At 61.7% G+C, this 16,857-nt stretch carries 11 protein-coding genes; all 11 read right to left on the reverse strand.

Annotated features, from left to right (window positions below):
* Positions 1 to 103 precede the first annotated feature (103 nt).
* Positions 104 to 2,986 carry a TonB-dependent receptor plug domain-containing protein gene (locus VIZ63_RS02030; RefSeq protein WP_331607815.1) on the reverse strand — a complete coding sequence of 961 codons (2,883 nt, stop codon included), beginning with the start codon at positions 2,984 to 2,986 and terminating at the stop codon, positions 104 to 106.
* Between the two features lie 325 nt (positions 2,987 to 3,311).
* Positions 3,312 to 4,601 (reverse strand): cytochrome c, encoded by a 1,290-nt coding sequence (locus tag VIZ63_RS02035; RefSeq protein WP_331607816.1) that lies wholly within the window; start codon positions 4,599 to 4,601, stop codon positions 3,312 to 3,314.
* 416 nt (positions 4,602 to 5,017) lie between these two features.
* A complete protein-coding gene (locus VIZ63_RS02040) occupies positions 5,018 to 5,446 on the reverse strand; it encodes a cytochrome c (RefSeq protein ID WP_331607817.1) in 429 nt (142 codons plus the stop codon).
* Positions 5,447 to 5,466: 20 nt separating this feature from the next.
* Complete coding sequence (locus VIZ63_RS02045; protein WP_331607818.1) at positions 5,467 to 5,916, reverse strand: cytochrome c; 450 nt, start codon at positions 5,914 to 5,916, stop codon at positions 5,467 to 5,469.
* Positions 5,917 to 5,958: 42 nt separating this feature from the next.
* Positions 5,959 to 7,071: a hypothetical protein gene (locus tag VIZ63_RS02050; protein ID WP_331607819.1), complete on the reverse strand. Its 1,113-nt coding sequence runs from the start codon at positions 7,069 to 7,071 to the stop codon at positions 5,959 to 5,961.
* A gap of 57 nt (positions 7,072 to 7,128) precedes the next feature.
* The gene (locus tag VIZ63_RS02055; protein WP_331607821.1) at positions 7,129 to 8,484 is read right to left on the reverse strand and encodes a hypothetical protein; all 1,356 of its coding nucleotides are present in this window, start codon (positions 8,482 to 8,484) and stop codon (positions 7,129 to 7,131) included.
* Between the two features lie 47 nt (positions 8,485 to 8,531).
* Positions 8,532 to 9,866 (reverse strand): DUF1552 domain-containing protein, encoded by a 1,335-nt coding sequence (locus VIZ63_RS02060; RefSeq protein ID WP_331607822.1) that lies wholly within the window; start codon positions 9,864 to 9,866, stop codon positions 8,532 to 8,534.
* A gap of 20 nt (positions 9,867 to 9,886) precedes the next feature.
* Entirely contained in the window at positions 9,887 to 11,635 is a 1,749-nt protein-coding gene (locus VIZ63_RS02065; RefSeq protein ID WP_331607823.1) for a DUF1588 domain-containing protein, read from the reverse strand.
* 259 nt (positions 11,636 to 11,894) lie between these two features.
* On the reverse strand, positions 11,895 to 13,274 hold the full coding sequence (locus VIZ63_RS02070) for a sigma-54 dependent transcriptional regulator (protein ID WP_331607824.1): 1,380 nt from the start codon (positions 13,272 to 13,274) through the stop codon (positions 11,895 to 11,897).
* Complete coding sequence (locus VIZ63_RS02075; RefSeq protein ID WP_331607825.1) at positions 13,271 to 15,085, reverse strand: sensor histidine kinase; 1,815 nt, start codon at positions 15,083 to 15,085, stop codon at positions 13,271 to 13,273. The genes VIZ63_RS02070 and VIZ63_RS02075 overlap by 4 nt, the downstream gene beginning before the upstream one ends.
* A 545-nt stretch (positions 15,086 to 15,630) precedes the next feature.
* A partial coding sequence (locus tag VIZ63_RS02080) for an MFS family transporter (RefSeq protein ID WP_331607827.1) occupies positions 15,631 to 16,857 on the reverse strand: 1,227 nt, incomplete at its 5' end.

A 16,857-nucleotide genomic window follows, 5' to 3' on the forward strand; every position in this document is an offset into this window, starting at 1 on the left:
GTGAACGCCCATGGCGCTCATTCAACGTGGATCTTTTTCCGTGACCGGAAGGCGAAGCCGGATATCCGACTTCGCCCTCCTGCGCATCACGATGCTTGTTCGCTTAGAACTTGAATCGTGCACCGACGCGATACTGACGACCGACCCGGTCGTAATCGGAATTGCCCTGACCCGACCAGTGAGAGCCGGCGAGCGAACCGCCAATCGTCGGCGGCTGCGTGTTGGTCACGTTCTCGATCGTTCCGAACAGTTCGAAGCTGTCGAACTTGTAGGAACCGGACAGATCGATCGTCGTGATGCCGGCGATATCGTTGTCCGCGATGGTCGGAGCCTCCCGCGTCGACTCGGGGCAATCCGTGGTGCACTCGATAAAGCCATTGGCGTACACGCCCGGACCGGTGTAGCGAACGATCGTGGTCACCGAAACCGCCTCGCCCTTGTACCCGACCGACAGGAAGCCGCGCAGCTCCGGCGAATTCAGGCCTGCGAAAGGCGAAATGCCACCCCAACCGCCGACCACGCCGGCGCCGTCGTAAACGGTGCCGTCGGTATCCTGGGTCTCGAGCGTCAACACACGGCTGGCCATGGCGCGGATCACCATGTCACCACTCAAGGAGCCCACGAGACTGGCCATCGGGAAGCGGTAGCTGGCTTCCACGTCGATGCCGCTGGCTTCCTGCCCGATGAGGTTCTGCGGCTGCGTGACCACCATGAAGATTCGACCGTCATCGCCACGGATAATCGAGTTGCAGAGCGTCGCATTGCCCTGGAAGCAGAGGTCGATCACCTTCTGGGCACCCGGGGCCTGCACCGAACCGGTGACGTCGATGCTGTAGTAGTCGATCGCCATCTGGAAGCCAGGCAGGAATCGCGGCGCCATCACTACGCCGAACCCGGTGGTGTCCGCTTCTTCGGGTTTCAGGTTCGGGTTGCCCTGGGTCAGCGAGTAGCCATTGGGATTGACCTGACCGCCAGGGAATGGATCCTGCAGCACCGTGCCCGAACCCGTCTGGCCGGCCGTGAACAACTCACCCAGGTTGGGCGCACGAATGTCGCGTGAGCGCGTGAAGCGGAAGCGCAGATCTTCGATCGGCCGCCACGTCAAACCGCCCTTCCAGGTCGTGACATAGCCGGAGGTCGAGTAGTCCGTCGCACGCACGGCGGCGTTCAGGTCGAGCTCTTCTGCGACGCTCAGATTGCGCGCCAGCGGCACGACGGTTTCAACGTAGCCTTCCGTGACGTGGAATTTGCCGTGGCTCGCCTTGTAGTTGCCTGCGAAGAATTCGGTCGCCTCGTCACGGGCGCTTGCCCAACCTGACACCTTTTCAATGCGATGCTCTGCACCCGCCGCTACTGAAACCGGACCGGCCCACGAACTGAACGGCTCGCCGCTCAGGTTGACCGCGGCCACGCTCTGCTGGAGCGTTTCATCACGGGCGGCCACGCCCATGACGTAATCGAGAGCCTGCTGGCTGTTCACACCAATACCGAACAGGTTGTAGGGCACGCAGGCTGGGTCGTCGTTCGACAGATCGGCGTCGGCATTCACGCGGCAGGTCGGCGTGTTGTTGACCATGACGGAATCGATCGCCCTCAGGTAGTTGGGCGTGATGCCGTTGTGGGAAGTGCGCGGCTGGAGCTTGGTCTCGCTGTGCTGGACGTAGGTGTCCCAGGTCCAGTCCGTGCCAAAGGCGCCGAACTCGCCATCGAGGCCGCCGGCGACCCGGTACAGGGAACGACTGTAATCGCCTATGAACCGCCCCATATCCGCGTTGGTCGTGCCCATGACGAACGACGTCTGGCCGGCAGTCGTCATCGCATCACGCAGCGACTGCGGCAGGAAGGCGTTGTCGATACGGATCGTGTTGTTGCCCAGGCGGCGATTTGGATTGGCGACGTTCGACGTATTGGTGTCCGAATATTGCCCTTCGACATACGCTGAGACGTTGTCGGTCAGCTCATAGCTGGTGCGGAGGTAGCCCACCTTGCGTTTGACACTGCCCGCGATATCGACGCCATCTTCGATACGGGAGTACTCCCAGTCGCCACCCTGCTGGAAGTTGTTGCCGACGTTGGTGCCGAAGTCGTAGCCCGTACGGATCTCGCCGCCCTGCTCGAAATAGGTTCCTCGGAGCACCCCACTCGTAATGATGCCGCCCGGTGTACCGGCGGAAAGACCGACATTGCGAGCGACGGTGTACCGCGGCTGACCGTTACCCACGGCGTACGCCGGATTGAGAATCACGGCGGCAGGCAGTCGGGCCCATGGACGATCGTTGGTGCCTTCGATGCCATCGCTGTGCGTGTACTCGCCCGACATGATCAGGTGGCCGCGGCCGTCCGCGAACGGCGTACCGTAGCTCAGCTGACCGCTGATGCTCTTGTCGTCGCTGTACTTGGTCATGCCGCTCTGGACTTCGCCCTTGAGGCCGGTGAAGTCCTTGTCGAGCACAAAGTTGACCACGCCCGACAGAGCGTCCGAACCGTAAGCCGCCGAGGCACCGCCGGTCACGACGTCGACGCGCTCGATCAGCGCGTTCGGGAAGGAGTTGATGTCCGGGGCGCTGTTGCCCGAGGTGAGGGCCGCGTTGATGTAGCGACGGCCGTCCAGCAGAACCAGCGTGCGATTCGTACCCATGCTGCGCAGGTTGAGCTGGCTCACACCGGTCGCACCGGTCGAGAGGTTGCCGTTCGCCGAACGCGGGCTCGCCGAGCCGGAGAACGCCGGCAGGACATTCACTGCATCGGCGATATTCACCGTGTTCAATGCGTTGAGTTCGTCCGCGCCCAGCACCGAGACGGGAGTCGGTGCTTCGTAGCCGTCACGCAAGATGCGCGAACCGGTCACGACGACTTCACCGAGCGTTGAAGAATCAACTTCTTGCGCATGCGTGCCAGTCACCGCAATAGCCGCCAGAGCAGTAGCACTGACCGTCGACAGCGCACGAGCTTTGGCGCGGCGACGAGCCTTATTGGATAGAGTCATCAGAGTTCCCCCCTCGTTAGTTGCGCGCGACGGCCCGACATGCAGCCTGCGCGTACGTAATTGATTATTTATTGAGACTACAAACCACGGCCCACCTGTCCCATTTTCTGCAGCCTTGCCGGGCTGAGTACCGTTCGTCCGTGCCCGGCCAGTGAGATTGCAATCGCCATGCCACGCACGTGAAGGTCAGCCGCCGAAGTCGGGACCATGGGAATATTCGGAGACTCACGCTTACGGAGGGGGAAATGCGCACGACGATCGGCAGAATCTTGCCGATCCGCAGAATCTCCATCGGCGGAAAGTGGCTTACGCGTTAACGATCAGCTCAACGCTGCTTGGCCACTCGAGCGGCATCCACTGGTGGGGCACTGTTGCCCCAGGAGCCGCGGACATAGTTCGCCACGTTGGCAATGTCGGAATCACTCAGGACATCGGCTAACGGCTTCATGGTTTCCCACGCCCCCAGCTTCATGCCATCGGGTGGTGTGGCTCCATAGAGAATCGCATTGATGAGCGAATCGGGATCGACAGACTGCACGATGGCGCTGCCTGCCAGCGGTGGGCCGGAGAACATTCCACCTCGCCCCGAAGCGCCGTGGCATTTTTCGCAGCGATCGTCGTAGATGGCTTGTCCCAGCGCAGCTTGCTCTGCAGTCACTGATATCGACGTCTCCCCGCCTTCCGGGAAACTCTTGATATACGTTGCCATGGCACGGGCATCCTCCTGCGTCAGCCTGGAAGTGCTGTTGCCTACTACCTCATTCATGGGCCCCCAGGCTCCCCCGCGCAAGCTGAAGCCCTTGTGCAGATACCTCGTCAGATCATCCACCGACCAGGCCTTCAGGCCTGCGGACGATGACGTCAGATTCACCGCAGCCCAATCGCGCACTTTGTCAGCCGTGACATATTCGCGCAGCGTGCCGCCCTGAAAGGCCCTGAGCGGGTCCTCTGCCATGAAGCGGTTGCGGGGCGTATGACAAGCGCCGCAGTGACCCAGCGCCTCCACCAGATAGGCGCCTCGATTCCATTCGGGGGTCTGTTTCGGATCGGGTTCGAAGCGCGCGGGCTGGAAGAAAAAACGATTCCAGAGAGCCATGGCCCAACGCTGCGTAAACACAAAATCGTTGGCCGGCGGCTGATAGTCATCGGCCGCTACAGTGCGCAGGTAAGCGTACAGCGCATCCACATCCTCATCGGTCATCTGCGTAAAGGACGTGTACGGAAACGCGGGAAACAGGCGATATCCCTTGGCTGCTATGCCTTCATGCAGAGCACGGCGCAGGTCCTGCGCCGTCCAGTTGCCGATGCCACGGTCGATGCTGGACGTGATGTTGGAGGAATAGATGGTGCCTACCGGAGACTCGAAGGCCACGCCGCCTGCATAGGCGGCGCCGCCTCGACGCGTATGGCAACTGGCGCAATTTCCCGCCAGCGCCACGTAGCGTCCACGCTCAACGAGCGCATCGATATCGTTGACCGTATCCGCGGCGTGCGTCATCGGTCGCGCTGTGGCGGACTCACCTGTTCCCGGTGACTGGCTGGCAAAGACGCCCGCGAGGACGACCACACCCAGGATTCCCGGGACCCAGTACCGGGGCTTACGCAAACGTCGCATGGTCAGGTTGATGCAGTCGTCGATGTATTCCCTGATTCAGTCAGCCCTTTGGAGACCACGAATCGCAATGCCCGGTGGGACCGACGTTGCAGCTGAATATCTGACAGTGCGCACAGGCTGAACCATCGCCGTCGAACAACCCGCAGTTTCCGCAGGTTTGATTCGGCGTGGTCGAATGCTCCTTGAAATTCAGGGCGGTCGCCAACCCTGCATCCATCTTCCCATCGAGACAGGACTTCGCACCTTGCGCGCCTGCCGTCGTCGTGACCGACACCACCGCGCCAGCCAACGTCACCTGCAACCCGGACCGCAACAGTCCGCGTCGTGTCATTCGTATCGTCATTTCAATAACCCCTGAACACTGATCTTCAGATGACGCAGCAAGGCCGATTGGAAACGACCCGGCAACGCCATCGTTATTTCTTCTTCTCGTCCCGATAGAGATCGTGACAAGCCTTGCAGGGCAGCGCGTCCAGCACTTCCATGACCGCTGCGTCGACTCCCTGTTCCCGCCCGATCCTGGCCATGCCGGCAGTCTTGTCGGCGAACTCCTGCATCCGCTTGGCGAAGTCCGGCCAGTTGCTCCAGATCTCAGGCTTGGCCTCGCCGCCCGGGACCTTGGCCTCGAATGCCTTCAGTGCGACGGATGCCGACAATGCCAATGTCTCCATATGAGCAAGGGTATTTTCGGTGGGGCCGGCCCCGGAGAGAATCTGGCCGAAAGCGGCCGTCTGCTCCTGCAACGACTTCATGATGCGCTGGCGGTATTCCAGAACATCTTTGTCATCCGCCTGGCCCGCCAGTGGCAGCAGCAGGGTCGCGACGAGAGCGACTGCTTTGATCACTCGTATCATTGGTACTGGCCTCATTTCTTTGGCACCCGGTAAGTGTCATGGCAGCCCTTGCAGGACAGACCGCCCAGTTTCGGCGTTACCGCCGCCACTCCACCTTGCCTGGCGGCCTTGGCAAGATCTGCCGTTGCGACGACGAGGTCGTCGAGACGCTTCGAGAAGTCCTCCCACTTGTCCCAGACCTCGGGCTTTGATTCACCACCCAGGACCTTCGGAGTGAAGGCGACCTTGAGCATGCCGGCGCTGATGCTGAGCACTTCAGCTTGCGCAACCACATCACCCGCAGGCGCTTTGCCCTTGGTGATCTTGCTGAGAAGAGCCATCTGCTCTCCCATGGTCTTCATCACGTGGGAGCGATAGTCCCGGACGTCCTGGTCATCTGCAAAAGCGCTGATGGGCAACAACGTCCCAGCAAACGCAATTCCTGCCCAGGCAAGCCTGGGCAGCGCGGTGCGTATATTCATTTCTCCCCTCTTCTGAGTCTCGTCATTTGATCGTGCGGCTGGCTATTCGCCAGCCTCGGTCGGCGCTTTGTCAGCCGGCGCGCTGGAGATGACCTGTTTGGCCTGCTCTTCATGCAGGATGAACGATTGCACAAACTTGACTTCCCAGGCCATGGATATCGCGGTGTTCTCTCCGGTCGCCGGGTCCGGATAACCGTCCGCGTTCTTGCGCATGGCGCGGTATTCGGAAGTCATCGGCTCCGCGCCGTAGCTGCGATGGTGGGTCGACCAGTTCTGGCCGAGCGAATTGTAATAACGCTCGATGTCGGTGTAGCCCGCCATCAGGCCTTCGGCACCTTCCGGCGCCAGCTTGAGCTTGACGCGCCAACCACGCACGGACAGATAAGGTACGCCACGAGCCTGTGACTCCGGGAACGTCACATCGTGTGGCTCAGTGGTGAGGACACCATCCTTGATCTTGCCGCGCAGGTGATAGATGAAGCTCTTGCCCCAGCGGAAGTCGACACGCTGCGTGCTGCCAGAAACGAATCCGCCGGTCGCATCCACCATCAGCGGATCCTTGCCGCGATAGAGCGTGACATCGACCTCGTCGTCATTGGTAAGGTCGTCGACATTGGTGAGCTCGATCAGGAAGCGGTTGTAGTTGAACTTCCGCATGTAGTCCTGGATGAAGTGCCGGTAGGACCCATCCGGACCACGGTAATTGTCGACACAGCCGAGCACCCGGTACATCTGATTGTCGATCCCCTGTTCGCCATCGGGGCTCGTGAAATCGTGGGGGCCGATTTTTCCATCGAGGTTCAACCCGATCGCAGTGGTGCCTTGCGCTTCCTTGAAGGACAGCTTGGGCTCGGGCTCGGTCGTGGGGTTCCAGATCTGCCCCTCGCGCTCGAGCTGCGTCTCCAGGAATTTGTAGCGAACGCCGGCCTCCTCGGGATACAGCGTCTTGAACTGCTCGCGCGGACCATCGTTGACTCCATTCGGACACTCCACCTTACCGTCCGGCGATTGCCAGATCGCTACGGCCTTGGTGGTCAGAACGAAACCGATGGTCTGGTCGCGTAGCGGGCTATCCGCAGCCTGAGCAGTGACTACGCCGAGCGCGGAACCCAGCAGACCTGCAAAGGCAAGTTTCATCGGTCGATAAGACTGCATGGACACTCCCCTGTTCTTGATTACTGATTGCGTCATTGACCGGCATTTCTGCCAGGCTCAGCGCGAGCCGGCATTGCCGCCAAAGTCATCGCGCAACCAGAACGCCTTGTAGCCGTTGCGCGCACCATTGAACTCACCCCAGGTGTCGCACTCGATGTCCCCAGGCTTCCTGTCACGCGCACAGCTGTAGACCGGTCGATCGCGATACGCCCACACATGCAATGCACCCGGCGCGCCCGCGGCTGTCTTCTTGCCTGTCTGCGGATCGATGTTCATCGTGCTCCAGATGTGGCTGTTGCTCCTGGTCCCCTTCGGTGCGATCACGTAGGGGAAATTTTTCAGGCACAGCTCTGGGTCGCCGCGACCACAGATGGCAAACCGATACGCCTGTGGTGTGTCGGGATGGTTGCAGGCCAACTGGTCGACCGCATCGTCATTGCAGTTGTAGACGTAGATGGTCATGCCCTTCGCGTCACCGAGCACCTGGCCGGTGTGCGTGTCATTCACGGTGAAACCCACCGGTGCCGGTGGCGCCTTCTGCGTGTAGACGTTGTGCCAGCCGGGCACATCGCTGCCCTCGAGGCTCGCGCCTCGCGTGTCGAGCGCGCGTGTATAAACCGGCATCTTGCGGAAAGCCCACTGCTTCACGCCGGGCGAACTCTCGATGATGGACCAGTCGCCCTGCGGACGGACGGTCTCGGGCGCAAGCACGGGAATCCACTTGTTCAGGCAGTCACGATCGCAGTTGGACTTGCCCGGTGAATCCTGGTCCGAGTAATAGATCGCGCGCCCGGTCGCACCAATGGTCAGCAGCCGACCGGTTGCGATCGTACGCACCGCGAACTGCGGTGGGATATTGGGTGGAGGCCCGACTGGTCCGCGCTGCGCACCTGACTCGGAGGTGCCCCTGATATTGCTCCCGCCGAAAACGTCGCCTGGACCACGATCGAGGACCGACGTGTAGAGGGCATAGCCATCGTATGCCCACTGTTTGCGGCCGTCGGGACGCTCGACGATCGTCCACTTGCCGACGGGCTTCGCGTTGGGCTTGGCCAAGACCGGCGGCCAGACATCCGTGCAGCTGGGTCGGGTCTCGACTTCCGGCAGCTCCAGTCCGCCCGGGTACGGGCTCATCAGGCCAGCGTTTACGGTGTACTTCTGATCGTCGCAAGTAGGCTTGCCCTTTTGCTCGCCAGCGTCGCCGTTGCGCAAACCGGATCTGGGCCAGTCATAGAGCGTCCGGCCTTTTGCATCGACGAACACCGGGCCTTCGAACTCTGCGATGACCACCTTGAAGCCAGGCGGCATCGGTTCGCGCACGTAGTCCTCGGTCAGCGGTTTGTTCCTGGCCAGCGTCGGTGACACCACCAACGCGGCCGCCAGGACACCCATCAGTCCTACAATCTGTCGCATCAATCCCCCTTCACACAGCCGCTGCCGATCGGATCCGCCGCAGCGGATCAAACCAGGATCTCGCTGATGACCTTGCTGGTCTGGTTGCTCTTGGTTCCCCACGAAGGGATGTCCAGGCCCATGACTTTCATTGTGGTAAAGCCGAGTTGGGTTCCCTGCGCACCCTTGCAGTCCAGGTGCAACCCGGTCTTGATCCGGCCACCGGCCTTGCCTGCAGTAAACGCCGGCATCTCTTCGAGCGAGTGGATGCGCGCATTGGCCACGTCGGTGTTGGCCATGATCAGACAATTGTCGAGCAACGTACCGTCGCCCTCCTTCACGCTATTGAAAGCCTCGACGAAGTAGGCCCACGATTCCATGGACCGGCGCAGAAACCACGATGCATTCGGCTGATAGCCAAGCAGGTCATCCGTCGGCTCCTCATGCGTCGTCGTATGGTGCGGCTTCTCGTAACCGGGTTTGGTCGTGTTGGCCTGGGCAGCCGAATAGGCCATGTTGAATACGCGTGTCTGGTCGCAGGCGACGGCCATGACCAGCAGATCGGTCATGATCTTGTGCCGCTCGGCGACGAGCCCTGCTTCGTTGCCCAGCGCCGGATCGTCCTTCGACGCTTTCGGCGGCACACAGGCCGCGCGTGGCTCGGGCTTGGTCAACTGTTGATCGAACTGCTGTTCGAGATGACGCAATCCCGTGAAGTACTGATCGAGCCGCTGCCGATCCTCGACACCCACCTTCCGCTCGAGCCCCTTGATCTGATCGGTGACCGCCGACAGCGCGCTCTTGCGCGCCATGACGAGTGGGCTCGGCGCAAAGGCGGGAGCGTTCGGATCCTGGAAATCCGGCCCGAACAGGCGCTTGTAGAAGTTCAGCGGCGAGAACTCCGGTGCGTTGGGTGTGTTGGCATTCTCGTAGGACACGACAGTACGCACGTCGCCGGTCGCGGTTGCAGTCAGGTGTTTGAAGCGCGTGGTGCGGCCGATCTGATTGGCCACGATCGAATCGAGCGTCTCCGATGGCGCCTGGTTGCCGACCGTGGGCGAGGTGCCCGAGCGGAACACCATCCAGCCGGTAAAGTGGCAGAAGAATGCACCATCACGATAAGCCGTGAGATTGGTGTAGAGATTGATCTGATCGCGCACGTTCTTGAGTGCGGCAAGCTCCTCGGGAAGATCGTAGCCCGCGCCCATTTTTTTCGGGACGAACACCGACTTGCTCATGCCCAGCCCCCACAGCCAGGTGCCGTAGCGAACTGGCAGTGGCGTCCCGTCGGCGTAGGCGCTGCCGTTGTTGTTCAGGAAACAGTTGAGGAGCGGCAGACCGACCGTGACGGCCCCGCCTTGCAATAATCCGCGAAGGACACGGCGGCGTGTGAATGTCGTCATTGTTCTTTCCCCCTTACTCGCTAGTTCGTAGTGCTGGCTGGCGACACGCCGGCTGTCTGCGCAGCAGGCACCTGCGACTTCGGCTCAACGATTTCCGAAAATGCATTGCTGAGCGCAATGGTCCGCAGCAGGTTCGGCAGGCGATAGCCCGCCTCGGCAAACCGCGCGTTGAAGAAATCGAACGTATTCTTGTCCTCCGCAAGAACCGCACCGCCGGAAGCGTAGCTGTAAACACGCCGCACCAGACACGTCGGCAGCGCGGGGTGATCACGCAGTACCGCGCCGAGGCTCGCTGCGCCCGTGAACGATTTACCGTCGAGCGTGCCGCTTGCGTCGATCTTTGCGCCTCTCTCGTCTTCGCGGTAGCGACCGCTGCTGTCGAAGTTCTCGAGCGCCAGCCCCATCGGATCGGTGATCTTGTGGCAGCCGGCGCACACCGGGTTCGACAAATGGAAGGCGACGCGCTCACGCTGGGTCTTGAACGGTGAGTTCGGATTTTCGACTTCGCCGAAATTCACATTGGGCGGCGGCGGTGGCACGCGCTGGCACAGCAGGACCTCGCGCAGCGCCTTGCCGCGCAACGTCGGAGAAGAGCGCGTGGGATGTGAATGCAGCGCCAGAAAGCTGATCTGGCTCAACAGCCCGGCGCGCGGGCTGTCGGGTGCCGCGGTGTAGGGCGTCCACCCGGCAGGTGCCGGCTCTCCGTAGACGACGGCGAGCGCTGGCGAGATGAACGTCTCTCTCGTCGTAAACAGATCGCGGTAGTCGGCCTGCTTGACGATGAGATGTTCGACGACGGTGCGCAAGGTCTGTTCGCGCGCATCCTGCGACACCTGGCCCGTGAACTTCGGATAGGTCGCCGGATCCTTGGCGAGCGAGTTGAAGCTGTCGAATTCGAACATGTCGTCAAAGAAGGCGCGCACACCCGAGTCGAGGCGACGACTTGCAAGCATCATCTCGACCACGCGCGCCCGGCCCTTGGGCGTGTGGATCTCGCCGCTCTCGGCGGCCTTCAGCACACTGTCGTCGGGCACGGCATTCCACAGGAACAGCGACAGGCGTGTGGCGAGCGAAAAAGCGTCGAGACGCTGGCGACCAGGACGCGCAGGATCCGCTTCCGTCGCCTCGGCAACGAACAACACGTTCGGGCTGACCAGCAAGGCTTCGAGCGCAACGCCGATGCCCGCGTAGAAATCCTTGAGCTGATCGGCGGACTTGTTTGCCTGGACCACGAACGCGTCCAGTTCTTCCCGAGTCAACGGGCGGCGGCTCAACAGCCGTCCTTTCTCCTTCAGGAACTGACTCGCGCAAGCCTTGTCGGCCGCTGTCTCTTTCGCCGGCTTGCAGGTGATGAGAAACGCTCGATACTTGGGATCGACCACCCTGTTGGCAATCGACTGCGCAGCCTTCTGATAAAGCTCGAGCTGCGTAGTGGTCACTCCGGTAATCGACGCCCCGAGCGAGACCAGGCCGTCACGACGCTGCGCCGGAGGGAAGTGAGGTTCAGGCGCGACGTCAGGCCCGAACACATAACGGACGGTGTTGAGGTACTGCTCCTCGGTGAGCAACCGCAGTCGCCTTAAGGACCCCGTGTCCTGCGGCTCCTGGATTTCCTGAGTCGTCGCAGATATCGCTGCGCCATGCGCGGCATATGATGCTCCGGGATAACTCGCCAGCGCGATGGTGGCCAGCAATCCTGCTGCAGATCCAAGCAGGCGCGCGGGCACGGGGCCAGTCGGCGGACGCGGTTCACTCAACAACAGACGCATGTAATCCCCCTTCTCCAACACACGAGCTTGAACAGCCAGCTGCCCTCGCTCTCCGATGCACTTACTTACGACCTGCCGTCGCTTTTACGGTCAGATAAAGCAATCCACGTGCCACTTTGCCCTTGAACGCTGCGCGTGGCGTAACACCTTGTCGCACTGATTTTTTTTTGGTCCGTATCGAGCGCTCGCAGCGCGCCGGCGGCACCGATCAGCGGAAAATCGCCGATTCGCAAATTCGCCATCGGCCGAAAGCTGCCGATCAGGTGTGGCCCTGCGCGCCAGCGTCGCGCCCGGGCCTGATCAGTCCGTACTTCACCATCTTCTCGTTCAACGTGCGCCGCGGAATCCCGAGCACCTCGATAACGGAGCTGATCGAACCGGCATGGTCCTTCAGAGCCGTCTCGATCAATTGCCGCTCGTAGGCTGCAACCCGATCCGCCAGCGCCGAGCCGGGGAGCGTTGGGCTCTGCGTCCCCTTGCCCAGGATCTCCGGCACCGTCCGACCCATCGCCTTCAATCCCAGCGCGTAGCGCTCGGCGACGCTTTTCAATTCCCGCACGTTGCCGGGCCAGCTGTGAGTGAGCAATGCTTCGACATCAGATGACGACAACGCCCGATGCCGCTGTCCTGCTATCGAAGCCGCGCACGTCGCGAAATGCTCGAACAACAGCAGAATGTCGCCGTCGCGATCCTTGAGCGGGGGCAGCGGAATTTCGGCTCCCGCCAGACGATAGTAGAGATCGGGACGGAACCGGCCGAGCCGCCCCTGCTCCTCGAGATCGTATTTCGTAGCGGCAATGACCCGCACGTTGACCGCCACGCTCTTGTTGGAACCGACGCGCTCGACCACCCTTTCCTGCAGGACTCGCAACAGCTTCGCCTGCAACGGCAGCGGCATGCTCTCGATCTCATCGAGCAGCAGCGTGCCGCCATGTGCGAACTCGAACTTCCCGACCCGCACGGTGCGCGCCCCGGTGAACGCGCCCGCTTCGTGGCCGAACAGTTCGCTTTCGAACAACTCGTCGGGCACGGCCGCGCAATTGATTGCCACGAAGGGCGACTTCGCCCGCGGTCCGAAATCGTGAAGCGCGCGGGCGACCACCTCCTTGCCCGTGCCGGTCTGCCCCGTAATGATCACGTTGGGATCGTGCAGGCACAGTTCCGCCACCATGTCGCGAACCCCGGCGATCGCAGCCGACGCGCCGACGATGTGAGCCTGCAATCCCTCGTGGGCTGCAACGCGTTCGGACAGCAGCTGCAGTTCCTGTTTCAAACGGCGTTGCTCGATCGCTCGCGCAACGACTGCCGACAGGTGTTCCGGCACATACGGCTTCTGCAGAAAATCGTAGGCTCCCTCGCGCATCGCGGCGACCGCGAGCGGCACGTCGCCATGCGCGGTGAGCAGAACGACGGGAATGTCGGGATCGAAACGCTGCAGTTCGCGCATCAGGTCCATGCCTGATTTGCGCGGCATCCTCAGGTCCGTCAGAACGACCTTGGGAGCCCTGCGCCGGATCGCAGCCAGGGCGGCGTCCACATCCGCAGCCGTCTCGACCGCGAGACCACCCAGCTCGAGCCATTGCGCGATCGAGTGGCGTACCTGTTCTTCATCATCGACAACGAGGACTGTGGGATTCATGTCTGGATTGCAACCGCAGTTTGAGGGACCAGAGTTTCGGCGAGCGGCAGAACGATACGGAACGTCGTGCCCTGATCCAGGGCGCTCTCGAGAACTATTTCGCCGCCCATGTCCTGAATGATTCCGTAAGAGATCGACAGCCCGAGGCCCAGACCCTGGCCGACGTCCTTGGTGGTGTAGAAAGGATCGAACACACTGCTGAGGTGTTCGCGGGCAATGCCCCGACCGGTATCGCAGACCTTGAGACTCACGCAGCCTTCGCCGTGCTCCAGGTCGATCGTCAGCTGCCGCTGCGGCCGCTCGTGCATTGCATCGAGCGCATTGGAGATCAGGTTGACGATGACCTGTTCCAGGCGAACGGCGTTGCCGATCACGTAGACCGGCTGTTCGGGAATCGAGACCTGCAAGGTCACGTCCTGCTCTCCAACGCGATAGCCGACCAGACTGAGTGCGTAGCGAATCGCAGCGGTAAGGTCCGTCGCCTGCCTGGACGCAGTATCCTTGCGGGCGAACGTCTTGAGATGCTGGGTCAACGCACCCATGCGGGTGACGATCGCGGAGACGAGCTTCAGATTCGTCAGGGCCGACTCCTTGTCGTTTCTGTCGAGCAGCACGCGCGCACCGGCCATGTAGGTCGTCATCGCGGCGAGCGACTGGTTGATCTCGTGGGCTACGCCCGCCAGTGCCTGCCCGAGGCTCGCCATCTTGGTCGCGTGCATCAGGTTGTCCTGCGTGCGACGCAGGTCCCGCTCGGTCCTGGTTCGTTCATCGATCTGCGCCGACAGGAGCGAATTCGTCGCAGCCAGCTCAGCCGTGCGTTCGGTCACCCGCTGTTCCAGGATGTGATGCGCGTTGAGTTTCGCGCGCACGATCTGCCGGCGCTGATGCGTGACGAGGTAGATCAACAGGGCGGCAAGCACCGCCAGCATCACGGCAGCAGCAACCACTGCAGCCTGCTGCTGCACGGAGCGCAGCGGAAACATGACCACCAGCGTCCAGCCATGCTTCGGCAATGGCCGGCTGAAGACGACGTAGTCATGGCTGGCGCCCTCCTTCGGCTCCCTGATGCGCACGACCTTCATGCCATGATCGGTCCGCTCGCCGTCGAACAGCGGATTGAGGTCGTCGATGTCGCGACCGTACTGACGCGTATCGCGCAGCACCCGCAACTGGGATTCCGACAGCGGCGAGATGGGACGGTACTGCCAGTCCGGACGGCTCGTCAGGAAGATCACGCCGTTGGGATCGAGCATGGTCACCAGCGCACCGGTGCTCTTCCATTCGCTCTGCAACGGGTACAGATCCACTTTCACTACGGCGACGCCAGCTCCCGTACCGGCGCTCTCATTGGCCGAATGCCAGAGAAAATAGCCAGGCTTTCCCGTGGTCGCACCGACCGCGTAATACCGGCCTTCGACGCTGTTGAGCGCTTCAGTGAAGTACGGCCGGAACGCATAGTTCTTGCCGATGAAATTGGTGCTGTCGAGATAGTTGCTCGCCGCCAGCGCCACACCGCTGTGATCGAGCACATAGATGTCGGATGAGCCGGCCGCATCGTTCAACGATTTCAGGTACTGGTTCGCCGCCTGCCGCGCATGTGGCGAATCGGGCTTCTCATAGATGCCCAGGATCGGCGTCGCCTGGGCGAGCACGGTAGGCAAGTAGCGGAATCGCTCGATCGTGGAGTCGAGCGTGAGCTGCAGCAGCGACAACCGATCGTTCGCCGTACGCTGCAAGCTGGCGAAGCCTGACTGCAGCGCAAGCTCGTAGGCAAGCCATCCGGATCCGGCGATCATCGCAGCGATGGCCATGCCCACCGCTGCGCGGCTAACGCAAAAGGACTGCACAGTCTTGGCCGCGGACTTCATCATCGAGGGCGTGCGGATTTCCGCGGCTAGTTGCTTGTCCAATGTGATGCTTGCGCCGGTCCCTATTGGCAATGTGCAGAGTGATTCGCAGGTGCGTCGGTGTCAGTCATGCCGGTTCATGGCAGATGCCCTCTTGGTGTCGCGCCTGAACAGGCAGACCACGAGCGAAGTTGCGATACAGTCGGTCAGGCAGTAACAGAACCAGTGCTCGCGGCCGATTGATCTGAATCACAGCGCAATGGGCTCGCAAGCGCCACCGAATATCGACCCGTGATTGCACAAGAAAGTCCGCCCCCAGTTGTACGGACCCGGGTGGTGAAGAGTTCAAGCTTTCACCACCGCATTTGTTGAGGTGTTTCACCACCGCATTTATTGCTGTGTAGCCTGACACAATCATCCACGCGGCGGCAATCGGGCAGAACGCTTCAAGTCGACCCTGCGCCGTCTGCCAGCCACTTGCGGTCGATCGTCATGATGCGAATGTCATTTCAATGATCGTGGTGCAGGTAAGTGCCTTCACGCGGCAGGCGCAGACTGACGAGGAATGCGATGGCCATCATGCCGGTCACATACCAGAAAAAGGCCGTCTCATGCCCAAGCGATTTCAGTCCGAGCGCAACGTACTCGGCCGAGCCGCCGAACAGGGCATTGCCCACCGCGTATGCGAGCCCGACGCCGAGGGCGCGTACCTCCGTAGGGAACATCTCGGCTTTTACGATTCCGCTGATGGAGGTGTAGAAACTGACGATCGCCAGCGCCAGGATGATCAGCGCGAACGCTACCGCCGGGCTCGAGACGCTTTGCAATGCGGTCAGGATCGGCAGCGTGCAGAGTGTGCCGAGCGCGCCGAACAGCAGCATGTTGCGGCGACGCCCGATCCGGTCCGACAGCGCGCCGAACACTGGCTGCATGCACATGTACACGAAGAGGCAGCCGGTCATCACATTGCTCGCGGTCTTGATGGACATGCCGGCCGAGTTGACCAGGTACTTCTGCATGTAAGTCGTGAACGTGTAGAAAATCAACGAACCGCCTGCGGTGTAACCGAGCACGGTGAAGAACGCGGCCTTGTGATTGCGAAACAGCTCGGTCACGCTGCCGGCACCCTTGCTGTTGCGCGTCTCTGTGGTCGTGGTTTCATGCAGCTTGCGACGCAGCATGAGTGCGACCACCGCGGCGACGGCGCCGATCGCGAACGGAATACGCCAGCCCCAGGCCCTCAGTTCGCCCTCATCGAGCAATTGCTGCAACACGACGACGACGAGCACGGCGAGCAGCTGGCCGCCGATCAGCGTGACGTACTGGAATGACGAGAAGAAGCCGCGCTGCCCCTTGAGCGCGACCTCACTCATGTAGGTCGCGACCGTGCCGTATTCACCGCCGACCGACAGCCCCTGAAGCAGCCGCGCCAGCAGTAGCAGCGCCGGCGCCCAGGCACCAATCGTCGCGTAGGTCGGCAGACACGCAATCATCAGCGATCCGGCGCACATCAGTGACACCTGGATCATCATCGCGAATTTGCGGCCGCCGCGATCGGCCATGCGGCCAAACAGCCAGCCACCGATCGGGCGCATCAGGAATCCGGCCGCGAACACACCCGCGGAACTAAGCAGCTGCGCCGTGGGATCCGCCTGCGGAAAGAACGACGGCGCGAAGTAAATCGCGCAGAACGCGTACACGTAGAAGTCGAACCACTCCACCAGGTTGCCGGAGGA

It is taken from the genome of Povalibacter sp. (genome assembly GCF_036520495.1).
Taxonomy (GTDB): domain Bacteria; phylum Pseudomonadota; class Gammaproteobacteria; order Steroidobacterales; family Steroidobacteraceae; genus Steroidobacter.